At 40.9% G+C, this 23,116-nt stretch carries 24 protein-coding genes and 1 pseudogene; 7 read left to right on the top strand and 18 right to left on the bottom strand.

Annotated elements, in window-relative coordinates; translation table 11 throughout:
• Window positions 1-16 precede the first annotated feature (16 nt).
• Window positions 17-367 (bottom strand): hypothetical protein, encoded by a 351-nt coding sequence (locus CEX98_RS18910; RefSeq protein ID WP_099643562.1) that lies wholly within the window; start codon window positions 365-367, stop codon window positions 17-19.
• Between the two features lie 522 nt (window positions 368-889).
• On the bottom strand, window positions 890-2,056 hold the full coding sequence (locus CEX98_RS18905) for an FAD-dependent oxidoreductase (RefSeq protein WP_099643561.1): 1,167 nt from the start codon (window positions 2,054-2,056) through the stop codon (window positions 890-892).
• 229 nt (window positions 2,057-2,285) lie between these two features.
• Between CEX98_RS18905 and miaB the strand changes: the two genes are divergently transcribed.
• Genes miaB through lnt form a run of 5 tightly spaced genes read left to right on the top strand, consistent with a single transcriptional unit; the run spans window position 2,286 to window position 7,725 of the window.
• The gene (gene miaB, locus CEX98_RS18900) at window positions 2,286-3,719 is read left to right on the top strand and encodes a tRNA (N6-isopentenyl adenosine(37)-C2)-methylthiotransferase MiaB (protein ID WP_099643560.1); all 1,434 of its coding nucleotides are present in this window, start codon (window positions 2,286-2,288) and stop codon (window positions 3,717-3,719) included.
• A 53-nt stretch (window positions 3,720-3,772) separates the two neighbouring features.
• Window positions 3,773-4,807, top strand: coding sequence for a PhoH family protein (locus tag CEX98_RS18895; RefSeq protein WP_099643559.1), 1,035 nt, complete (start codon window positions 3,773-3,775; stop codon window positions 4,805-4,807).
• A 3-nt stretch (window positions 4,808-4,810) separates the two neighbouring features.
• The gene (gene ybeY / locus CEX98_RS18890) at window positions 4,811-5,269 is read left to right on the top strand and encodes an rRNA maturation RNase YbeY (RefSeq protein ID WP_099643558.1); all 459 of its coding nucleotides are present in this window, start codon (window positions 4,811-4,813) and stop codon (window positions 5,267-5,269) included.
• Between the two features lie 22 nt (window positions 5,270-5,291).
• Window positions 5,292-6,170, top strand: a complete 879-nt coding sequence (gene corC, locus CEX98_RS18885; RefSeq protein WP_099643557.1) for a CNNM family magnesium/cobalt transport protein CorC — start codon at window positions 5,292-5,294, stop codon at window positions 6,168-6,170.
• Window positions 6,148-7,725, top strand: a complete 1,578-nt coding sequence (gene lnt, locus CEX98_RS18880) for an apolipoprotein N-acyltransferase (protein ID WP_099643556.1) — start codon at window positions 6,148-6,150, stop codon at window positions 7,723-7,725. The genes corC and lnt overlap by 23 nt, the downstream gene beginning before the upstream one ends.
• 116 nt (window positions 7,726-7,841) lie before the next feature.
• Here the strand turns inward: lnt and CEX98_RS18875 are convergent, their stop codons facing one another.
• Window positions 7,842-10,004: a tetratricopeptide repeat protein gene (locus CEX98_RS18875; RefSeq protein ID WP_099643555.1), complete on the bottom strand. Its 2,163-nt coding sequence runs from the start codon at window positions 10,002-10,004 to the stop codon at window positions 7,842-7,844.
• Between the two features lie 78 nt (window positions 10,005-10,082).
• Window positions 10,083-11,603: a CYTH and CHAD domain-containing protein gene (locus CEX98_RS18870; RefSeq protein ID WP_099643554.1), complete on the bottom strand. Its 1,521-nt coding sequence runs from the start codon at window positions 11,601-11,603 to the stop codon at window positions 10,083-10,085.
• A 298-nt stretch (window positions 11,604-11,901) separates the two neighbouring features.
• Here CEX98_RS18870 and CEX98_RS18865 point away from each other — a divergent pair, with 298 nt between their 5' ends.
• Window positions 11,902-12,513, top strand: a complete 612-nt coding sequence (locus CEX98_RS18865; protein ID WP_242441759.1) for a TIGR04211 family SH3 domain-containing protein — start codon at window positions 11,902-11,904, stop codon at window positions 12,511-12,513.
• A 107-nt stretch (window positions 12,514-12,620) separates the two neighbouring features.
• Here the strand turns inward: CEX98_RS18865 and CEX98_RS18860 are convergent, their stop codons facing one another.
• The 5 genes from CEX98_RS18860 to CEX98_RS22925 form a co-directional block, all read right to left on the bottom strand.
• Window positions 12,621-12,956 (bottom strand): hypothetical protein, encoded by a 336-nt coding sequence (locus tag CEX98_RS18860; RefSeq protein ID WP_099643552.1) that lies wholly within the window; start codon window positions 12,954-12,956, stop codon window positions 12,621-12,623.
• A 12-nt stretch (window positions 12,957-12,968) separates the two neighbouring features.
• The gene (locus tag CEX98_RS18855) at window positions 12,969-13,295 is read right to left on the bottom strand and encodes a hypothetical protein (protein WP_099643551.1); all 327 of its coding nucleotides are present in this window, start codon (window positions 13,293-13,295) and stop codon (window positions 12,969-12,971) included.
• Window positions 13,296-13,351: 56 nt separating this feature from the next.
• Complete coding sequence (locus CEX98_RS18850; protein ID WP_099643550.1) at window positions 13,352-14,674, bottom strand: zinc-dependent metalloprotease family protein; 1,323 nt, start codon at window positions 14,672-14,674, stop codon at window positions 13,352-13,354.
• Window positions 14,674-15,384: a hypothetical protein gene (locus CEX98_RS18845; RefSeq protein WP_099643549.1), complete on the bottom strand. Its 711-nt coding sequence runs from the start codon at window positions 15,382-15,384 to the stop codon at window positions 14,674-14,676. The genes CEX98_RS18850 and CEX98_RS18845 overlap by 1 nt, the downstream gene beginning before the upstream one ends.
• A 454-nt stretch (window positions 15,385-15,838) precedes the next feature.
• A complete protein-coding gene (locus CEX98_RS22925) occupies window positions 15,839-15,988 on the bottom strand; it encodes a hypothetical protein (RefSeq protein ID WP_172439802.1) in 150 nt (49 codons plus the stop codon).
• A 192-nt stretch (window positions 15,989-16,180) separates the two neighbouring features.
• On the opposite strand from CEX98_RS22925, the gene nfi reads away from it, so the two are divergent.
• The gene (gene nfi / locus CEX98_RS18840; protein WP_099643548.1) at window positions 16,181-16,843 is read left to right on the top strand and encodes a deoxyribonuclease V; all 663 of its coding nucleotides are present in this window, start codon (window positions 16,181-16,183) and stop codon (window positions 16,841-16,843) included.
• Window positions 16,844-16,919: 76 nt separating this feature from the next.
• On the opposite strand, the gene CEX98_RS18835 is transcribed toward nfi, so the two are convergent.
• The 9 genes and pseudogenes from CEX98_RS18835 to CEX98_RS18795 all read right to left on the bottom strand — a co-directional run bounded on the left by CEX98_RS18835 (window position 16,920) and on the right by CEX98_RS18795 (window position 23,062).
• The gene (locus CEX98_RS18835; RefSeq protein WP_099643547.1) at window positions 16,920-17,429 is read right to left on the bottom strand and encodes a hypothetical protein; all 510 of its coding nucleotides are present in this window, start codon (window positions 17,427-17,429) and stop codon (window positions 16,920-16,922) included.
• 407 nt (window positions 17,430-17,836) lie between these two features.
• Window positions 17,837-18,088 carry a hypothetical protein gene (locus CEX98_RS18830; protein ID WP_099643546.1) on the bottom strand — a complete coding sequence of 84 codons (252 nt, stop codon included), beginning with the start codon at window positions 18,086-18,088 and terminating at the stop codon, window positions 17,837-17,839.
• A gap of 31 nt (window positions 18,089-18,119) precedes the next feature.
• Window positions 18,120-18,785, bottom strand: a complete 666-nt coding sequence (locus tag CEX98_RS18825; RefSeq protein WP_099643545.1) for a hypothetical protein — start codon at window positions 18,783-18,785, stop codon at window positions 18,120-18,122.
• 224 nt (window positions 18,786-19,009) lie between these two features.
• Complete coding sequence (locus tag CEX98_RS18820; RefSeq protein WP_099643544.1) at window positions 19,010-19,471, bottom strand: hypothetical protein; 462 nt, start codon at window positions 19,469-19,471, stop codon at window positions 19,010-19,012.
• Between the two features lie 221 nt (window positions 19,472-19,692).
• Complete coding sequence (locus CEX98_RS18815) at window positions 19,693-20,589, bottom strand: hypothetical protein (RefSeq protein ID WP_099643543.1); 897 nt, start codon at window positions 20,587-20,589, stop codon at window positions 19,693-19,695.
• A gap of 151 nt (window positions 20,590-20,740) precedes the next feature.
• Window positions 20,741-21,025, bottom strand: a pseudogene (locus CEX98_RS18810) (transposase domain-containing protein); the annotation flags it as partial.
• 145 nt (window positions 21,026-21,170) lie between these two features.
• Window positions 21,171-21,836, bottom strand: coding sequence for a hypothetical protein (locus tag CEX98_RS18805; protein WP_099643542.1), 666 nt, complete (start codon window positions 21,834-21,836; stop codon window positions 21,171-21,173).
• Window positions 21,836-22,015: a hypothetical protein gene (locus tag CEX98_RS18800; protein WP_099643541.1), complete on the bottom strand. Its 180-nt coding sequence runs from the start codon at window positions 22,013-22,015 to the stop codon at window positions 21,836-21,838. Before CEX98_RS18800 ends, CEX98_RS18805 begins: the two co-directional genes overlap by 1 nt.
• Before the next feature lie 126 nt (window positions 22,016-22,141).
• Window positions 22,142-23,062 (bottom strand): hypothetical protein, encoded by a 921-nt coding sequence (locus tag CEX98_RS18795; RefSeq protein WP_099643540.1) that lies wholly within the window; start codon window positions 23,060-23,062, stop codon window positions 22,142-22,144.
• Window positions 23,063-23,116: the final 54 nt, after the last annotated feature.

Genomic DNA, 23,116 nt, shown 5'->3' with positions numbered 1-23,116 from the left:
CTTCTAACTTCCTTATTTACTCAACAACCTTAACTTCAACCGACTCGATCACACACCTAGATGATGCTTTATCAAAGCTCAATACCACTGGTAAATTTGCTGCCACAGCTGTAAGAAGCATTGATTGCATGTTACGGAAGTTTGGGCTTTGTTGATTTAGCGGCGCGGCATGCTCAGAGTCGAGATTACAAGACAAAGTGGCACTGGTTCCTTCATGAAATTTAATTTTCACATTAGTGTTATTTGCAACCACAGATGAAAAGACCACATTTGATACACCTTCACAAGTGTACTTGTTACAACTCGCTACAGCTTGGTGTGCAGAGATCAATAGCGTTGCAGAAAGTAGAGCATTAAATAGTTTCATTTTTTTATTTCCTAAGTTGATTGAATAATTAATTATTTGAAATACATTTAAAAATTCTTATACGAGCCTTGTTGGCACCACTGAACAACATCATTCTCCAGTGCGCAGGCACTAAAAAGCTGTCGCCATAAACGTGTAATATTATTTTGAGTATGTATCGCACGGCTAAGCAGTGAAAAGCACACCCAGCACATGCAACCAGAGGGTAAAAAAGACAACAAAATGAGATAGAAGATTACATGTAATTCAAAAAATCAGGAATTGTACCTAAAAAACAAGTTTAATCAACCAAAAACAAACCCACCATTTACACCTGTTAACATAGGTGTCCGAAGTGAAACAATAAGTACGGTTCATAAATAATTAACTGCACAATGTGGCATTAGAGGTCATTTCAATGCTGAAAAATCACAATGTAGGTAGAAAAAATAATAAATGAGGGAAAAGTGACTATAGATGAGGTGTCGACTCAGTTCCTAGGGTTAATCAAATAAGTGCCATGTAACGCGCGTTTGAGGTCAGCTAAAAGCCGACCCCTCCCATGGCATGCTTGAGTACTTCTTTTTTTAGCGGCCCTGCTTTATTCGCAACATTCAACGCGAGGTTTCGCAAATGCTTTAGCGGTGTGACTTGATTCGAAAAACCAAAATAACACGCATCCATCATGCTCATCATCAGCAAGTTATCTTTCCTACGTTCAGACTCATAGCGACCTAGCACCGCACGCTCACCAATATCCTGAGTTGACTCCAACACTTCGGCTAGTGCAACAACATCTTTAAAGCCAAGGTTTACGCCCTGCCCTGCCAATGGGTTAATAGTGTGTGCCGCATCACCTACTAACACCACTCGCTCAGCCACATAAGTATTGGCGTGCTGTCTGGCAAGTGGAAAGACGGCAACATCTTCAATTTCAAAATCACCAGGTAATTCAAAAAATGCGGCCTGTACTTCTTGTTTTAGCGATTGCTTATCTAGCTGCTTCAACATATTCAGTTTATTACCGTTGTCATACCAAATTAAATTAGCGTAGGGGTACTGCATAGGTAAAAATGCAATAGGGCCTGATGGCTTAAATTGTTGCCATGTTTTTTCTTGCTGCGGTGCATCTAATTTAATCAGCAATCCCATACAATGTTGGTCATATTGCCACCCTGTGACGCCAATGCCACTTAACTGACGCACGACTGAGCGACCACCATCTGCGGCAATAAGTAAATCAGCTGTATAGTCTTGTTGTGAATAATGAATCGTAATTGAGTCGTTATCACGGGTTATATGAGTTGGAAACCCTTCTGGTGAAACTACCTCGATATCTAATTCCTTAAACTGCTGCCAAAGCGCAGCTTGGATCAGGTTATTTTCAATCAAGTGTCCTAAATGCGACGCACTTAACTCTTCGCAATCAAATATTAATTGCCCAGGCTTATCTTCATAGGCTTCTAACTGCTTATAAACGGCTGTTCTGGTACCTCTGAGCAGTGGCATAGCACCGAGTTCATCTAATAACTGCTCCGAAAAACGATTAATTGCTGATACACGAATATCAACCTTGTCACTTGCTAACACTGCATCAGGTGAGATGGGTGAATGTTCAATCAGGGTAACGTCAACACCTTGCTTTGCTAACTTTACTGCACAGGCGGCACCTACCATGCCACCTCCCACTATCAGAGCCTTGTTTTTCATGCCATATTCCCGTTATTAGAGTCTTTGCGCATTGTAACGCATATAAAAACAGATGTTTGCTTAAAACGCACTGTATTGATCCACATTTTGAAAGTTAAAATCTATACTTGGCTAGACAAGATAGGTCATATAAAATACGCGTCCTTTAGGCATAATGATATCAATTCAGCATCGCCTGCACGAGAAAGCGTAGTGCTAAACACCGAGTTGTAAACGAGGCAATATTTAAATGAGTAAAAAACTGCATATTAAAACCTGGGGTTGTCAGATGAACGAGTATGACTCCCAGAAAATGGCGGATCTTTTGGATTCAACAAATGGCTATCAGCTCACAGAAGAAGCTGAGCAAGCTGATGTGATCCTACTCAATACTTGCTCTATTCGTGAAAAAGCACAGGAAAAAGTATTCCACCAACTCGGCCGTTGGAAGTTATTAAAAGACACCAACCCAGATCTAGTTATTGGCGTAGGTGGCTGTGTAGCGTCACAAGAAGGCGACACAATCCGTCAACGTGCGCCATTTGTTGATATTGTATTTGGTCCGCAAACCTTGCACCGCTTGCCAGAAATGATCAAGCAAGTACAAAGTAAAGCTGGTTCTGTCGTAGATATTTCTTTCCCTGAAATTGAAAAGTTCGACCGCTTACCAGAACCAAAAGCTGAGGGTCCATCGGCGTTTGTTTCTATTATGGAAGGGTGTTCTAAATATTGTACGTTCTGCGTTGTACCTTATACTCGTGGCGAAGAAGTGAGCAGGCCATTAGATGACGTCATTTTAGAGGTCGCTCAACTTGCAGAGCAAGGGGTACGTGAAGTAAACCTACTAGGTCAAAACGTAAATGCATACCGTGGTGAAATGCACGATGGCGAAATCTGTTATTTCTCTGATTTGCTTCGCTATGTTGCTGCTATTGATGGTATCGACCGTATTCGTTACACCACTTCTCACCCAGTTGAATTCACACCAGACATTATTGAAGCGTATGCTGATGTGCCTGAACTGGTTGACCATTTACACCTGCCAGTACAAAGTGGCTCAGACCGTATTTTGAACTTAATGAAGCGTGGCCACACTGCACTTGAATACAAGTCAACTATTCGTAAGTTACGCAAAATCCGCCCGAACCTAAGCATGTCTTCGGACTTCATCATTGGTTTCCCTGGCGAATCCAACGCAGACTTTGAAGCAACCATGAACCTCATTAACGATATCGGTTTCGATATGAGCTTCAGCTTCATTTACTCGGCGCGCCCTGGCACACCTGCAGCAGACTTACCTGACGATGTAGCTGAGTCAGAGAAAAAAGAACGTTTATATATCTTGCAAAACCGTATCAACCAAATGGCGCAAGATATTAGCCGTAAGATGCATGGCACTGAACAACGTATCTTGGTAGAAGGTCCATCAAAGAAAAACCCGATGGAGCTGCGTGGTAGAACTGAAAATAACCGCGTTGTAAACTTCGAAGGTCCACATTCTGTGATCGGCCAATTCGTCGATGTACGTATTACTGAGGCGTTGCCAAATTCATTACGTGGTGAACTCATTCGCACTGAAGCCGAAATGGACTTGCGTCGCGAAGTGAAACCTTCGGATATTTTAAACAAAGCACCACAAGAACCTGAAATTAATGAATTAGGTGTTGGTACTTTTACCCCCTAGCATTTCAAATTGTACGCTAGCTTCGGCTAGCGTCATTTTTATAGGAAGACATTTTGAGTAATCAGTTAAAAAATATAGAAATTTACTTAGAACCCGCAGATAACCATCGCCTTTCTTCACTTTGTGGTCCGTTTGACGAAAACTTAAAACAAATAGAACGCCGCCTTGGAGTTGAAATAGCACACCGTGATAACTGGTTTAAAGTAACCGGACAAGTGGTAACGGCCAAAGCTGCCGTGGACATTCTTAAGTCTCTATATGTTGATACTCAGCCTGTGAAAGGAAAAATGACAGAAATCGAACCGGATCAGGTTCATCTGGCTATCACAGAAGCGAACGTACTTGAGCAAGATGCACCAACGGTATGGGATAAAGAAGTTTACATTAAAACGCGTCGTGGTGTGGTTAAGCCGCGTAATCCAAATCAAAGCCAGTATGTTGCTAATATCTTAACTCATGATATTACCTTTGGTGTTGGCCCGGCTGGGACAGGTAAAACCTATCTTGCAGTTGCTGCCGCTGTAGATGCCCTTGAACGTCAAGAAATTCGTCGTATTTTACTTACACGCCCTGCGGTGGAGGCCGGTGAGAAGCTTGGCTTTTTACCAGGTGATTTAACTCAAAAAATCGACCCATATCTACGCCCTCTCTACGACGCATTATTTGAGATGCTCGGCTTCGAAAAGGTTGAACGGCTGATTGAAAAAAACGTGATTGAAGTTGCACCACTTGCTTATATGCGTGGTCGTACTCTTAACGATGCGTTTATTATTTTGGATGAAAGCCAAAACACCACAACTGAACAGATGAAGATGTTTTTGACTCGTATTGGCTTTAACTCAAAAGCGGTGATCACCGGTGATATCACGCAAATTGACTTACCTCGTGGTGCGCGCTCTGGGCTTCGCCATGCCGTTGAAGTGCTAAGCGACGTAGAAGAGATTTCATTTAATTTCTTTAAATCTCATGATGTAGTTAGGCACCCTGTGGTTGCTCGCATCGTAGAGGCATATGAGAAGAAAGAAGAGCAAGAGCGCTTAGCAAAAGCTGAAAAGCAAAAAGCGAAACAGTCAGGCGCAGAGGAATAAACCGTGGATTTAATGCTGGATTTGCAACTGGCGAGTGGGTTTGACAACTTACCATCAGAGGCTCAATTTCAATTATGGGCCGAACACGCTCTAACTCAGTTTCGTGAAGAAGCTGAGTTAACGATTCGCATTGCCGATGAACAAGAAAGCCAAGAACTAAATAGCCAATACCGAGGCAAAGACAAGCCGACCAATGTACTGTCTTTTCCATTTGATGCGCCACCAGGAATTGAATTGCCGCTTATTGGTGATTTAATTATCTGTCCTCAGGTGGTATATCAAGAGTCTGTAGAGCAGGAAAAGACCTTTCATGACCATTTTGCCCATATGGTTATCCACGGTTGCTTGCATTTACTTGGATTTGACCATATAAATGAACAAGACGCGGTTGAGATGGAAACGATTGAGAAGCAAATTCTCGCTTCTTTGAATATCGCAGACCCTTATAGAGACGATTGTTAAACTAACGGAGCAGACACAACTAATGAGCGACGATAACTCGCAAAGTAGTCAGGGTTCTTCTAGCAAGACCTGGTTGGGACGCATCACACAGATGCTGCAAGGGGAACCCCAAAATAAAGAAGAACTGGCTGAGGTCATTGCTGATGCACAAGAGCGTCAGTTAATTGATCCAGAAACTAAAGACATGATGGAAGGCGTACTCAGCGTATCAGAGCTAAAAGTACGTGATATCATGATCCCGCGTTCGCAAATGATTACACTAGATGTGGATGAAACGCTTGGTGCGCAACTCCCCATGATGGTGGAATCTTCACACTCACGTTTTCCAGTGATTTGTGAAGACAAAGACCATGTGGAAGGCATCTTACTTGCCAAAGATCTCTTACCGCTCATTTTGCGTCAAGAGAGCGATTTGCCAAGTATCCGCGAATACCTTCGCCCTGCTGTGGTTGTGCCTGAAAGCAAACGTGTTGATACTCTACTCAACGAATTCCGTCAAAAGCGCTACCATATGGCTATCGTGATTGACGAATACGGCGGTGTATCAGGACTGGTCACTATTGAAGATATTCTTGAAACCATCGTTGGTGAAATAGAAGATGAGCACGATGACGATGAAGAACAACAAGATATTCGCCAGCTGTCTAAACACGTTTACACTGTGCAAGCGCTCACACCACTAGACGAGTTCAACGAATTCTTCAAAACTAGCTACGATACGCAAGAGGCTGATACCATTGGAGGTATTATTCTGCATGCCTTTGGTCATATGCCAAGCCGTGGTGAAACCATAGACATAGATCCCCTTCAGTTTAAGGTAACTAACTCCGACAACCGGAGGATCTTACAAATCCAAGTAAGTGTGCCTAAATCTGAACATGTTGAAGACTCTAGTATCTAACCTGAGTAACCTTGTAAAAGATAAATTCGCATGGCTGGCGCTACTCTCCGGCTGTGCGCTTACTTTTGCTTATTCTCCTTTTGGCTTTTGGCCTATCGCATTTGCCAGCCTCATTTTAGCCGTTTGGCTCACCGATAAACCAAATCCAAAACTCGCCGCAAAATATGGCTTTTTATTTGGCTTTGGCTGGTTTGCTTTAGGCATTAGCTGGGTACATGTCTCTATCGCTGAGTTTGGCGGCTTGCCTCTACCTGTTTCGCTTTTATTAATGGCGTTACTGTGTGCATATCTTGCAATTTATCCAACGCTGACATTTTTCTTCGCGAGTTACTTTAATCAAACTCCTTGGCAGCGGGTACTTGCTCTCATCGGTGGATTTGCTATTACAGAGTGGCTCCGTGGTCATATGTTAACAGGCTTTCCTTGGCTGAGCTTTGGCTATACCCTAACGGACTCTCCACTGAGCAGCCTAGCTCCTTGGATAGGCGAGTTTGGTCTGACATTACTCATTGTTTTAGCCGCAGCTAGTACGTACTACCTAATCAAGCAGCGCGCGGTTTATCTCACTGTTATAAGCTTCGCTGCCATTGCAGGGGTTTACAGCGTGCCTGTCATTCAAGGCTCTGTCAAATACTCAGGAGACGAAATAACTGCACTGCTGGTACAGGGTAATATCAAACAGAGCCTACGTTGGGAACCTGAGCAATTTTGGCCAACTATGTCTAAATATCGTGATATGACCAGACCAAACTGGCAAGGCGTTGACCTTGTTGTGTGGCCCGAAGCGGCAATACCTGAGTTTGAGGATATTGCCTACCCCTTTTTAGAAGGGCTAGACAAAGCAGCAGCGTTCAACAACACAGCACTCATCACGGGTATTCCAGACTATCAGTTTGATACTAGAACAGCATATAACACCCTGATCACACTGGGTAAGAAGACTAAGGAAGATAGCGAAGGACAATATCATTATCTGCATAAAAATCGCTATCAAAAACATCAGCTATTACCTATCGGTGAGTTTGTCCCCTTTGAGGATCTACTGCGCCCAATTGCACCGCTTTTTAACTTAGCCATGTCTTCGTTTACCCGAGGAGATGCAGTACAGCCCAATTTACTCGCCAATGGTTTGCATGTACTGCCCGCAATTTGCTACGAAATTGCTTTTAGCGAACTGGTGAGAGACAACTTTACCACTGAGTCAGATATTCTGTTTACCGTGAGTAATGATGCTTGGTTTGGTGATTCTCATGGTCCACATCAGCATATGCAAATTGCGCGTATGCGCGCCCTAGAGTTACAACGGCCGCTCATTAGAGTAACCAATAATGGCATTACAGGGGTCTATGATCCAATCAGTAAAGTGCAGCAAACCATTCCCCAGTTTGAGGCAAATACACTGAAAAGTGACGTTAAATTAATAAATGGCGTGAGTTGGTACGCCGCACATGGTGATCGCCCTGTATGGATGATGATAGCTCTGATGATGGTGACGCTCATATTCGTAAAAGCCAAGCCCTTCATACTTAGCCGATTTGAACGCAACTTTTTGTAGGCTCGGTGTTATAGCAACGAATTTATCAAATCGCTACGCACGCTGTTGTGAAAGCTGTTTCGCGCGATAAGCTTGATAAAAAAGATCGCGGGGTAAACCCGCGCCTACCAGCAATGTTAGTTGCTCCTGCACGGTATGATAACACTCACCCTTAGGCCACCTAAATGACTATGTGAAACTGTAATACTGCCTTTATGCAATTCAATTAGCTTTTGACAAATAGATAGCCCCAAGCCAGATCCCCCTAAATCTCGACTTCGGGATTTATCACAGCGATATAACCGCTCAAATAGCCTATCTAACGCCTCATCACTAACTCCTGGGCTGGAATCTTCAATAACGCAGTGAATTTGTTCATTTTGGTAGCGAATGTCCACGGATACGGATCCTGGCCTATCGGTATAATTCACGCTATTACGTGCTACATTATTAAATACTTGTGCCAACCTAGTTATATCAACACTGATCTCAAGCGTATCTGGGATCTCAATGTTTGCATCAAAATCCAGGCCTTCATCTGTCACAAAATCATCGATATCCTCAACCAAGCCGATAAATGCTTGCTTTGCATTAAGTTGCTCTAACGCTAAGGTCAAGCTGCCGGTATCAGCTTGAGCCAGTTCATAAATATCTTTAATCAGCGTATTAAGTGTATCTAATCGGCGATTCAGCACTTTGTAACTTTGCTTTGGGTTTTCTACCAAATTATGTTCGAGTGATTCAATATGTAGCTTTAAAACCGTCAAAGGTGTCCGCAGCTCGTGGGAGATATCGGCTAATAATTGTTGCTTTAAATCGAGCGTCTTATTCAGTAGTTGTTTTTCGAGCTCTAACGCGCGTCGTTTATTTCTGGCCAGTAGTAAAAATGTACTCAACAAAATCACCAAAACGCCAACACCAGCCGCAGCCACAATCCGCTGTACTTGCTGCTCGGCTAGTTCAACTTCGCGCTGTGTCTTTAAGCTTTGGAGCTCATATTGGTTTTTTTGGTACTCAGTATCCATCTGATAAGCCAGCGCTTTTTGGCTTGCTTCTTTTTCTAGCTGGGCAACCTTGGACTCGGCATATTGTTGATGATATTTAAGTGCAGATTTAAAGTCTCCCTTAGCACTGTACGCCTCTTTTAAAACACGCAAAGCCGTTTCTTTTAAACCCAAATACACCTCTTCTTGGGCAATGATTTGTTCCATTTTTTCGATAAAAAAATCGACTCTTTTTGGCAATAGGATTTGAGCGTATGTGGTCATCGTTTCTTGATACAATACTTTACTCTGAACAGGGTCAATCAGCTTAAGAGCTTGCTCCACATACTCCTGAGCTTTAACCTTTGCGCCTTCTGTGAGTTTGAGTTCAGCGAGGTTGCTTAGCGCCCATCCTTGATTTCTGGTTTGTTGATGTTCTTGGAAAATATCAAATGCCTGCTGGAATGCCGTTTCAGCCGCCGAGTACTGCGCTAATTTCATGTGCTCTCGCCCAATACGGATGAGGGTATAAGCAGAGTAAACGATACTGCCCGTTTTCAGGTCATAACGATAAGCTGTTTTGTATGCATCAAGTGACTTTTCGTGATCACCAATGACTTGATGCGCACCGCCCAAATTATAATAAACTTGGGCTAGGAGCGTGGTGTTTTCTTGTTTTTGGTTTTTAAGTATCGCTATAGACTGTTGTAACAATTCCAGTGCTTTATCTGGCAATGATAAGTCAGAATATACATCGGCGAGTTGGGTGATTGCCGACACTTGCAGATCAGGGAATTCATATTTTTTTGCTGTATCGATAGATAACTCGTAACTTTTGACGGCATCCTTATAATCACCATTTTGCTTGAAAGCAAACCCCTGAAATCGATAGGCATGACTCAGCAGCCGATACATTTTCAACTGAGAAAGTTGTGTGACCGCTAACTCTAAATGGCGGATCGCATCACCGAACTTCCCTTCTTTCAGCATCAAGTCACCATAAGTTAATGAGTATTTCGCTTCATATTCAGGTAGTTGGTGTTGGGTTAGTACTTGTTGAAAACGCTCAATCCACTGATGTGCTTCAGCCAACTTAAATTGGTTTTTAAGGGTAACAACAACTTGATGATGGACATCAGCAACTTCTGTGGGAGTTAAGCCAGACTCTAGAACTTGATCGGCCTTTTGCAGCGCACTACCCTGAGTCTCCTTTTGTTTGATTTCTTTGGTAAACACTTCGTATAGACGTTCACTCGCTTGGCTCAGCGGACTCAACAGCAGTAAAAAGCTTAATAGTATTGCCTTAACGTACAGCACGATATACCTTTTTATTATTGTTATATTATATCTTTGACACAAAAAAGCGGGGCTCATCCCCGCTTTGTATTATCTAATTTAAAACCAGTAGGGTTCACTATGCATGGATGACTGACGACTTTGCTCCATCGCATTAATCAAGAAGTCGGATTTTTGTTTTAACCACACTTGCACCTCTTGCAGTGCTTCAGAGTTTTGATTTTGACAAAGCTGGTACAGGTACGCCAAGGTTTCCAACTCATAGATGCCATAAACTACATCTATCCAAGGCGTTCTAAACGCCTTACGCGCTTCTTTATCGTATAGCTTGCCAAGACAATTACCACTTAGGAGCGTGTTCTCTAATTTGGTTCTAACGTGCAAGTAATCCCGTTCAGATAACGTTTTGTCCTGCGGCAGTAAGGTTTTTAGCTCTTGCCAATCTTTGTCGAATAATTGGCTAGCAATTTCAGTAACCGGAAGCTCTGCAGCACTCAGTGCTTTTTGATCCCAGTTTTTACGCCATGCCCTGTCCACTAACCAACGTGTTAGGGAGAGAATTAAGCGGTTGTAACGGGTGCAATGAAATAGATCTTCAATATCCGTTGGGGTTGGTTGAACATCTTGCAAATCAGTGATCACATGCGCCAACTCAGGGAATTGATTTAGCTTTTTATAATATGCGTGGCGTTTTGAGGTATAGGTCTTAAGATGAATTGCATTTTCAACCCAAGCTAACTCAGAGAGTAACCACTTTAGCTCATTGCGAATGCTCTCAGTTGAGCTTTTATCAACAATATCATCGAATAGCCAAAACGCATGGCGGATCAGTGAAATACCGTCGATAACACGCTTGAGCGTTTTTAAGCTAGGTTTGTTGAAATAGCATTGTTCATGCTTTTGTACAAATTGAATGCCATAACTTACCGTCGCAATTAACGCTTGTTCTTGCGTTACTTGTGATTTAAGCGGCACAAAACCTATAAATTTATTCGGCTTTAACGGTTTATCATCTGCAATACGATAACCTCTTGCCGCTTTAGAATATAAGCCTAAGCGCATTCCTGCTTGCTTGATTAAGTGATCAGCTAATAAGAAAAGGTCTTCTTTGCTCCCTTCAACAAGCTCGATTTCTAGCTCGTTAATAGCTTCTACTTTTCCCTTTGCCGTGATCTCACCTTTGTCTAACACCACTTCTATTTTGGTGCCAGAATCGGTTTCGATTAACCAAGTACGACGAATGAAATTCGTACTGAAGATCGGGAATATATTTTCTGCGATTGATTCCAACTGCATGCCATGAGGCCAAATATTTGCATCAAAGGCATGTAAATCTGGACGGCCTGACTGAATAGGTAAATTGTATTCAGGCCGCTGATGTAACCCTCCTACAACTTCTCCCGCAAGTTTAATTGTTTGCTCGCATTCATCGTTACAACAACGGGTTCTTAAACCAATATCTAACGCCCGTAATTCACGATTTGGGGTATCGAAGTAGGCATTGGTTAAGTTTTTAGCAGGCTTGTTAGTGACCGTTTTTGCAAACTGCGTGATGAGTGCAGGGATCAGCGGAACTTCATTATCTGAAACCAAGAATTTCAGTTCTATTTCAGTGTCCATTAGGGCTGTGTATTACCTATTTATCTAAGGGAGGATCAAAATATACAAAGGAGGCCAAGTTTGCAATCTTTTTATCCGATGAAAATTCCCCTAAATATGTGCCAAATCAATAGATAGTCTAACTAACTTCGCTGAACGTCGACGCTTCAGTTAGCTAAAGGAATTACATCTGCTGCGGCAATTTTTATTATGTAATCAGTTATTTCGGGTCATTCAAAACAAACAAAGCCTTGCTATTAAGCCGCGAAATCCCTACTATTTTGTAAACTTTACGACCCAAAGAATAAAAGGCCCACGCATGTTCAACATTAAGCAATTTATCATTGCGAGCCTGCTCTTCACCAGCTTAGCCATTTTTGCTGAAGAGCCTGCCGAAAACACCCCAGCAAATTCAGCGGAACCTAATGGCTATATCAGTGACAATCTCTATATTTTCATGCACACAGGTCCGAGTAAAAACTACCGCATACTAGGCTCTGTTGATGCCGGTACACCAATTACCATTTTGAGCGGCGCTGATGATGGATTCGTGCAAATTAAAGATGATAAAGACAGAGAAGGTTGGGTAGAAAGCAAATTTATCACCACTGAGCCTGGTTTAAAGCAACAGCTCGAAGACTTAAATCAAACACTGGTGGATACGCAAGCGTCGCTTAACGATGCGCAACAGCAGCTCCCAGTTTTGCAGCAAAATAACACCAATTTGTTAGCCGAAAATGCCGCCCTACAAGACACTATTTCTGGCCTTGAAAAGCAACTTCAAGACGAACAGATGGCGCAACAACAAAAAGTACAAAAAGAGCAGCATCAGTTGCTAACGTATGGCGGTATCATTGGTATTAGTGGAATTATTATCGGTGTGATCCTAACGCTATTCTTGTCTCGCAGAAAGCGCTACGACGGCTGGTAACAGATTGACCTAGGCTAGCCAATATCCATAACTGGTCGCCTAACAAAGAAAGGCTGGTATTAATAAATACCAGCCTTTTTTGCACTTAGACTAAACCTAACCGTAGACTAATATATTTCTATTCTTCTTAGCCCTTCAACATTTACTGCTGGGCAATTATCGGTTCCCGCTAACGTTACCTTCTTGCCCGCGGCAAACGCTGCAAGCAGCACAGCATTAAACTTCTTTCCTTGTGCATCTGAGGTATCTAATACATAGTTCCAAGTAGTGCTATTTCCGCAGCTAGGTCCGCCACTGGCATTACGTTTATTTAATTCAACAAAAGTGTAATCGGGGTAATTCTTGTCACTCATAAGCCTGACAATAGTTGCGCTTTCAGCTGTACTCCCCGCTTGAGCGAATAAGGGAGTGATGGTGAATAACAATGGCAATATTTTTTTCATTTGAGTACAACCTTAATAATCTTGATAGAGATAGTTTATTGCTTGTGATTGCTCAGGAGAGCATGAGTTCGCTGGACGCCCTACATTAATAACAGACTTTGTCGCAGCCGCAGCCAACAGTAGCGAATAATTGGCTTTGCCAGTGTCTGTGCTTAAATCAAAGTACCAGTAAGTATTTCTACTTCCCTTGTCTTTACACTCATCACCTTTTAGGCGAAAGTAAATCTTACCGTTATTTGGATATATTCTCTCAACTTGGCCTACCCCTTTTGCTGCTTGAACAGCGAAAGGTAGCATGAAAACCGGTAACAGTAACACTGATAAAAGTATCTTTTTCATAATGCCTCTATATTATATTTCATTAATTTTAACTAGATTTAAAAATAATAATCTTATTATATTAAACTAAAGATCGAGATTAGTGCTGCGATATTTAAACATCGTTCTGGACGGATCAAACCAGGATGGATCTGTGCGAGTTCGTCTAATTGATGACAACTTGCGACATTGTTTCCCTGTAGATTGATACTGGCCCCAGGAATAACATCATAGAGTGCTGAAAGGTTCACAACACGATTATCACTTAAATCGATATAAGGGTAGGAAACAGTCGGCGGAAAACGTCCATTCATACTTGGAAAAGTGAGGCCGGTAATATTTTCAAGACCATCAATCGAGCCGATATCAGCGCCAGCGCAACTAATACTACTTATACGGTTTATATCATATGCATCGCTACCTGGTGTATATGGGTAAGTTTGTGAAATACACGTTTGCAACTTGTCGTCGTAGAAATCAAGCGTATGTACATCTGGAGTTTGGTGAGCTGCAAAGCTGTTGCGGAACTCTCGTATGGTTCGTGCAGCATCACCTTGGTATTGACTACCACAGGGGCTTGGCTGAGAGTTGGTACTACAAATAACGTCTGATATCTGTGGGTTAGAAAAAATCTCCACAAAGGTATTGGCGTTGCGTTTACTCCAATACTGCAAATAATTACCAACCATTACAGTGCCATATTCACCTGCGTCTTGAGTCTCATCTTCACTAGAATCACCTGTAGAGGCAATTTCAACAATTCTCCCCCAACCTTTAGAATAAGTATGGTAACCATTATTATGACTTGAATTATCAAGTGCCCGAGCCACCTGAGTCCCATGAGCAAGACCAAATAAGTGACCTAACTCATGGGCAAATGTATCTGTGCCACAAGTGTATTTCACTATTGCTGTGGACTGCATAAAATACTTAGCTCTGATTTCATCATTATTACGGCTTACTTGATTAGCGATCCCACAATAGTTCTTTTTATCATCGCCTGTTTTACCATTGTCTAAAGCAGGAACGATGGTAATAGTGTAATCAGCACCAATTTCTTTAGCTCTGTTTTCAAGGTTTGCAAAACCATGTATCTCACGCTTCATGTGATCAAATATCACACTCTCGTTAGATATAGTATTACCCGAGCCATGGGTGGCCATTTCAGTCATCACTGTTTCAGCGCGGTACAAAGTCATATCAACTTGAGAGTCCGCTAGAATCGTGTTTGTTTCATTTATCCAACTATCCAGCTCATCTCTAATTCTTTGCTCTGAGCGCCAAGTTGTAATTAAACCATCATCAACAACGAACCTTACTCCGACTTCAGCTCCTATTGATACGTGCGGGGCCACACACAAGCCAACCAAACATACGTTTGTTAAAAGTTTCTTTATCATTATCTTTCCTTTTCTGTATGATCCTCAAGATCGTGAAGTTTGATATAATCTTTGTACGACATAAGTAAAACGGTTCCATCAACAGCGCGAAGGTGGTACTTCATACCATCAATAACCACCTTTCCACGAATTCCTGTTTTACTGTATGAAAGTGTCAGTTGTTTGAAATTACTACCATTATTTAGCGTAAACGCCAGATACTGATTACCGTCTTTAGTTTGATTTGCAGTTTTTAGCGTTGCCTTAATTTGCTTACCTAGCAGCTCCGTTTTAAACTGCTCCCCAACTTGCAAACCTCTTAAAGTCGACAAGTCACCTTGGTACCGAATGGCGTGCTCACTAAAAGTCGGTTCAACATTAGTAAGCGGCACAGCAGTGTTTAACCGTTTTAAGGGCATATCTAGTATGTTGCTCGCTGTGCTTGTGGTAGTTGAATCATCACTACGCTTTCCTAGCTGTGGTGTTTGATCCCAATAAGTCGTATCGTGTTCCGCAACATCGTTCTCCTGTACTTCACCGCGGTGATTTGCAGAGGAAGGAGTGCTAGTAACTGGCTTATGGATTTCTATGTTAGCTTGCAGGTCTTCCTTTACTTGACTTGGGTATCTAACTTTCTCTTCAGAAGCCGAAGATTCTTGATTACTGAATGTGTAAATTAACAGTAAGGCAGCAACACTACCTACTGCCAAACTTACCAGAGTTTTATTCATCACCCCTCAAAAACCTCACGAAAAGAAAACAAAAACACAACAAACTTAACATTGTACCTGTTATTACTAAAAACTAAAACACTTATGTACACACAGGCACTCTCAATGACTCTCCCTAACGCTAGCTCTTTGGTATCTCAATTACATACATGATTAAGATGCCCAAGAAACATCAATATGGTAATTTTTCTTATGCAGCATACCTCGTCTCTCAATGAAGAAAATGCACTGACTATCTAAACTCAGTTAACAACTAAAGTGATATAAAGACAAAATTGGCTGCCTGAAAGGTATTAATCATCCGAAGTTCAGGTTGATTATTGACCACCCTATAAAACTTCACATTAAGAGGAGCTATATGCGCTAATCAGCTGGGTATCTATTTCTGCTAGATAATCAAGTCCAAACGGGCTGTGGTCGAATTGTTTTATTAAGTTTGTGGGAATGTCTTTGTCTACCTGCTCAAAAAGCTGGTAATTGGGTAACTAATTGCGGCGAAACTGTCTGTATCGCCACCAAAATCAACAGACATACGGATTATATCAGTAAGACTGCGCCTCAGCTCAGCACCGTAAGCATCAGCAATTGCCATTGCAACTAACATCTAAATACCCTTAGTCTATTCATACGCTTTCTATTCATGCATTACTCTAGTCGATTCACATGGACAGAGATACTGTTCAGCCTAGACTGATTTTGTTCGGCTAGCCTATTTTTTTAACGACAATATTCAGGTTCGACAAATTAAGGTAAAATATAGCTAGTATTTTTATTATTCTTTGGATTAGTCTCTACAGTGGCCATTAATATTCATGATGCAGAATTACTGCAAGCATCACTAGCAAAACAAGTAATTACACATAACGAACTTAATAGCATAAATACCGTTGCAGGTGTGGATGTCGCTTATCATGAACAATCGAACCAGGTTGTTGGCGCAATTTCGGTACTTGATGCTAACACTCTAGAGTTACTTGAAACGCAAGTGAGCATTGAAGAAATTAGCTTTCCTTATGTTCCGGGGCTATTTTCTTTTCGTGAACTTCCACCACTGCTGAATGCTTTTGAAAAGCTATCAATAAGACCGGACCTTATTGTATGTGATGGTCACGGTATCGCCCACCCAAGGCGCTTTGGTCTAGCGTGCCACTTAGGTGTCACGTTAAACTTACCCACTATTGGTTGTGCTAAAACTAAACTCATCGGTGATTTCTTGCCAGTAGAACAAGCTCGAGGCCAAATGAGTGACTTAATAGTTAATGAGGAAGTGGTTGGTAAGGTGCTACGCACTCAACACAATGTGAAGCCCGTATTTGTATCTATTGGCCACAAAATCAGTCTAGATGCAGCCGTTGACTGGGTATTAAAACTCTCGCCAAAATATCGACTACCCGAGACAACACGTCAAGCTGATCAACTGGTCAATAAAACACTTAAGTCAAAACTTGAGCTAATATAAAGCTTTATTGTTTGAAATGGATATAAAAACAAAAAAGCCAGCTAATAAGCTGGCTTTCGAATCGCTAAATAGCTACTTAAGCAGTGTAGTCAAATGACGATGTATCTGCGGATGTAGGCACGGTATAACCGGGCAAGGTTTCTCCCGGGAATAAGACATCCCAGACACAGCACTTGACCAGCAACTTAAGCATTTCAGGGTGGTACTTGTCCCTGTACTCAGCAAGCTGTTCACGGTCCAAAAATTCCTTACCCAATCCAAAATATTCAACCCAGAAAAAAACACAGGCACGCTGCACGCTTTCTTCATCTTCTTCTTGAGCTTTATGAAGTGGAGGCTTCGCATTGAAAGTATAACAATTAAAACGCCACCACAGTTCAATATCTGACTGATAAGCACAAACTAATGCTTCCTTTAAATCTGCGACTCGATATCGGCCCCCCTGAATATCAAATCCCTGAAGATAATCGTCGATGCCCTCCTGCATCATGCCCATTGGGGTTTCCTCGCATTCACCAGGCACATAATAATCCCTGAATGCTAATAAAACCCAATAAATAATCTTTAACTGTTTGGAATCGAGCATACATTTAAATCTCTATGTCTTTATTACCAATAAAAAAGCCACCCAAACGGTGCTATTTGAGTAGCTGTATTCGTACGTTACTGCTCAGCAAGCTAGTTCTGCTTACTTTCTACACCAACATTTAAACTGCCCACCGGCTCTGGTGCGGATTGAGGTAGTTTACTTGCTTGCAAAAGTATAAAATCAAGGGGCTAGGCAGCTTATGTCACTATTACTCAGTAGTGCTTCTATAACCCCCATAAAGGTCATTAGGTTGATATGAAATGTATTACAGCCCATTAAAAGCTGACTATAATACCACAGCAACCCTCTCCTTGGGTTTTAGTGGCGTCATCATCTACTAAGCTAGTAAAGCTTTTTCATCAAAACCTTGCTCATGTAACTTGGCAACGAGCTGTTCTAACACCTCATCTTTTCGAGGCGCTACAGGCTGCGTTAACAGCATAAGGTGTAAATTGCCAGTTCATATTATCAAACTCAAAAAACATCTTACTTGGTGGTGGCGCTACCTGAGCAACTTGATCGTCACATAACTGATTAAGATAAACGGTGATTTTGGTTAAGTCAGTGCTATCCCTGTTATCTAAAATAGCTTGATAAGCAAAGTCTTCTACGATAGGTTTTAGGGTATTGCCACCTTTTACCTTATCAAACAGCAAGATAATAAAATCACCAATATGACTTTTTGATCTATTCCCCTAAATGATATAACTCCATACACTGCATTACATCACCTCCGTCTTCTGGCTTAGGACCCACCCATCCACCAGGCATACCACCGAGTCGATAGCAATCTAACAACCTTTCTGCGATTGGGGAGTGCTCAAGACCACCAAAAATTGCAGCATCAACAATTTGTACGAAATGCGCATGTATGATGTCGGGGATCAAATGATAGAATATATACTCAACATTAGCTTCGGTAAGTGAGAACTCTTTTTGCATCGCTGAGTCATGCTCTTTTGTACGTAAAGCCGTCATTCGTTCATGTGAATAGCGACCAAAATCATCAACAAAACCATCCAATAACTTCTTATATTTTTTCTTTACCGCTAAGACATCTTTAAACTCTTTATATATTCCATCATATTTCACTCTGGCTTGCTCATCATCCAGAATATAGGGCAAGTTCTGAAATAGCCATTTTTCAGGCTCATCTGAGCAATAACCCGGCGTTTGAATTCGCATATCTAAATTAATCGGATCTCTAAAAACCCTGAACCCTTCCAAATCTTTCGGTAAGCATGAACCTAAAAACAGCCCAGACATAAATGTATCACGGGTGTATATGTGCTCTATTAACTCTAACTCTTTTTTTAACTGAACAGACTCTATTGCTTGATAACTCAATAGCATTAGCCCTTTCTCCTATTTATTGCAGGAATAAGTACTTCAACACATTTTTCTTCTATACTATCATGCCTTTTCATAAGTGGAGGTTCATTCATATCCAAATGAATTTTAGCACGCTCAATTAGCATTTCTTGTTTCGTGCTTTTGCTGTGATTTGATAAAGCAATTTCATCTAAGATAGTTTTAAATGCTCTATTATATCCTGAATGTCTGCCATGTAGTTGACCTTAATAATCTAAGTCATCTTTATAAACTCTGTTTGCTTTTAAGGGTTTACTATTGATTAAACCATTTTGATCAAAATTTAACTCTTGAATCAAAGGGTGTTTAGTTCCAACTGCCCAAGGTATTGCATGGTTTGCTTCTTCATCAGCACCAATGTCTGGGAATTTTCTTCTTAAGCTATTTTGGTTACCCTTAGTACCACTGAATGCCTTTGAAGCATTAACCCCTTGCATCCAAGGATCTATTGGTACATCTGATTTAGGCGTTGAGAATTTACCTGACTCAGGGTTGCATTTTAAGTCGCCGCCTAGGGCTTGCTGAGCGTAATGTAATAGGTCATCAGCCCATAAATGCTTACCCTTTTCCCTTAACTTCTGGACAGCTTTTTCTAAATACTTATTACCTGGAATCCGTTTATCAATTGTTAGTTCAATAATACCCTCTGCAGCTAATGTAGCTAACATATCTGCTGCTGTGGCTTTATCTCCTTTTGCGAGAGCCTAACCAAACTTATAAAGTGCGATCCCACCGAGCCGATCAACTAGTTAATAAAACACTTAAGTCAAAACTTGAGCTAATATAAAACTTTATTGTTTGAAATAGATATAAAAACAAAAAAGCCCAGCGAGTGGGTAATCGCTGGGCTTTTTTAATCCAAATCAACACTTTGATTAATAGTTAAAAGCTAGTCATCTAAATTGTCGATTAATATTTCAATGTGTGGAAAATGCGTATCTCTATAAGCCAAACACTGCTTTAAAGTAAGTGCATTCAGTCGAAATGCACGAATGCTCGTCACTGCCGTTATTGGTACTTCTTTCAATGCCTCCAAATTGCTCAGCGCTAACTCTTTAAAAAAAACCTGAGAAATAGGCCAATGTTGAGCTGCTTTTAAGATTTCAATAATCGTACTTTTATCACAACGTCTCAATTCTAATTCTATTGGTGCTTTACCAATAAAATGGGCAATTGCTGAAAAGCAATCTATTTTTAATGCAGCCTGCGGTAATAGACTATTCTGTTTGAAAATGTTTTCAAACCCTTCACTAAATACTAAAGTTCTAATTTTTCCAATATTATTGAAGTATAGCTGCAGCATTTCTTTAGATAGCTCGTCGTAAATAGCTGAGTAGTTTGCTATTATCTCTGGCGATTCCCAGTCGTAATAATATTTCATGTTTTCAATTTTATAATAAAGCGATGAGTAACACTCAGAGTCTGAAAAATACTGTTCAATCCCATCATCAAAAAAACCTTCAACACAACAAATCACCTGCCTTATATAATCGCCTTCAGCCCCAAAAATGGTGCCATCAAAGCGCTCGCCCTGCGATACATATAGACCATGACCCGACTCATCATGATCAATGAGAGAATCTAAAATACACGGTTGCCGTACTTTAATATGCGGGAACTGGTATTCCCCGACTGCTTTACCCTGTTTATATGCTTGGCTATTTTTGACGATATCATCTTCAGTATACACAGCAACGCCCGTAAAGGGCTTACCATTATGATAATAGAGGCCTTCTTCTAATGATAAAGCCTCAAAAATAACCAGCGTGGGGGCTTGGTATCTCATTAGTTAGTGGTTCCTGTTAAAATATCAAATCTTTTTAATATACCTGTACAGTTTTGACAAGCAGAGAATGCTGCGGTTTGCTGCACGCTTACAGCACAAGATTAAAGGGTAGACGAATAGAAAACCCTTACACATTAAAGGGTGGGTGTCATTGGTTTTTCTGTGTTAATGCGCTTGGGGCCACAAATGGCCTGCCTGTGCGGTCAACAATATCGAGCATATTTACAATGTCAGCCATGGGCTTGTCGTTATAGGTTGCCATTCCAAGCAGTAGCCATGCCATCGACTCTAAAGTGAGTTTTCGTTTTCTTGGAGTAACAGTATCAGTGAGCTCGTAAGCACTATTGATGAATTCAATGGGCAAAAGGTCTGCGAGTGTTTCAACTTGATTTGGTTTGTAACTGTTGATGATGTCGAGGGCTTGAGATTCGTGCATAAAAAAATCCGATAAACAGGGTCTATCGGATTTTTACATATGGATAGGATCATTCAACTGATCGGCATTAGAGCTAAAGCTTGCCTTTTTAAACAGGATAATATTTTGAAAATATAATACTTCCTTTATAGTTGTGACATACGCACTATTCCCCTAAATGATATAACTCCATACACTGCATTACATCACCTCCATCTTCTGGCTTAGGACCCACCCATCCACCAGGCATACCACCGAGTCGATAGCAATCTAACAACCTTTCTGCGATTGGGGAGTGCTCAATGCCACCAAAAATTGCAGCATCAACAATTTGTACGAAATGCGCATGTATGATGTCGGGGATCAAATGATAAAATATATACTCTACATTAACCTCGGTAAGTGAAAACTCTTTTTGCATCGCTGAGTCATGCTCTTTTGTACGTAAATCAATCATTCGTTGTTCTGAAAAACAGCCAAAGTCCTTACTAAAGCCTTTCAAAATTTCCTTATATTTTTTCTTTGTTAGCATAATGTTCTTGAGGTCCTTATAAACTCCATCATATTTTACTCTGGAACGTTCGTCATCCAATATATAAGGCATGTTCTGAAACGGCCATTTTTCCGGCTCATCTGAACAATAACCCGGCGTTTGAATTCGCATATCTAAATTAATCGGATCTCTAAATACTCGGAACCCTTCCAAGTCTTTGGGTAAAGCCGAACCTAAAAATAGCCCAGACATAAATGTATCTTGAGTGTAAATATGCTCTATTAACTCTAAATCTTTTTTTAACTGAACAGACTCAATTGCTTGATAACTCAATAGCATTAGCCCTTTCTCCTATTAATTGTCGGCATAAGTACCTCAATCCACTTTTCTTCTAAACTACCATGCCTTTTCATTAATGGCGGTTCATTCATATCCAAATGAATTTTAGCACGCTCAATCACTTCAATTAGCATTTCTTGTTTCGTGCTTTGGCTGTGATTTGATAAAGCAATTTTCATCTAAGATAGTTTTAAATGCTCTATTATATGCTGAATGTCTGCCATCTAGTTGTATTACAGCCCATTAAAAGCGGACTGTAATACCACAGCAACCCTCTACTTGGGTTTTAGTGGCGTCATCATCTACTAAGCTAGTAAAGCTTTTTCATCAAAACCTTGCTCATGCAACTTGGCAACGAGCTGTTCTAACACCTCATCTTTTTGAGGCGCTACAGGCTGCGTTAACAGTAAAGAAGTAACATTCCCAAAACCTGGGTGCTCGAAATTTGGGTTTTCAAGGCCATGTTGTGCTCTTAGTGTTAACAGCATAAGTGCAGCATAAGGTGTAAATTGCCAGTTCATATTATCAAACTCAAAAAACATCTTACTTGGTGGTGATGCAACCTGAGCAACTTGATCGTCACATAACTGATTAAGATAAACGGTGATTTTTGTTAAGTCAGTGCTATCCCAGTTATCTAAAATAGCTTGGTAAGCAAAGTCTTCTACGATCGGCTTTAGGGTATTACCACCTTTTACCTTATCAAACAGCAAGATAATAAAATCACCAATATGACTTCTCGAACGGTTCATCCAATTTTTCATGTAACCATTTTGAAATAATTTATAAAATTGCTGCGCATAATCATACTGATGTAATAAAACAGCTGTAGCTAATTGAAATACACTTCCAGGTGATATCACTTTTTCATTATCTTCCCCGAAGCGAATAACACAGCGCTTTTGTCTTATATGAGCAATAGTTAGCTGATAATACCCATAGCTCAAATAATAACCCAGCTGCTCGGTATTGAGCACGCTACCCTTCACTAAACTAGCTTGTGCCTGCATTTCATAAAAATCACCTGGAATTAGCAATTCAACACTAAGCTTTTCCCAAGGAGCAAAAGGTAAACTCTCATTAAAAAACTCTTCACCTTTTGTTTTGCCATGTTCTAAGTAAAAAGTAATTCTCGTTATATTTCTATCGTAGACATTTTTATACTTTTCTGGGTTTTTAATTGCTTGCTTACGCTTACGTAAAAATTTTTCTAATATTTTGTCCATTATTTACCTGCTGGAATCATTGAAATTGTAGCGGTACCAGTTTCCCCTGGGTTC

This window comes from Pseudoalteromonas piscicida, assembly GCF_002744175.1.
In the GTDB taxonomy this organism is placed as follows: domain Bacteria; phylum Pseudomonadota; class Gammaproteobacteria; order Enterobacterales; family Alteromonadaceae; genus Pseudoalteromonas; species Pseudoalteromonas piscicida_B.
This window is presented reverse-complemented; position numbering and strand designations above follow the sequence as displayed.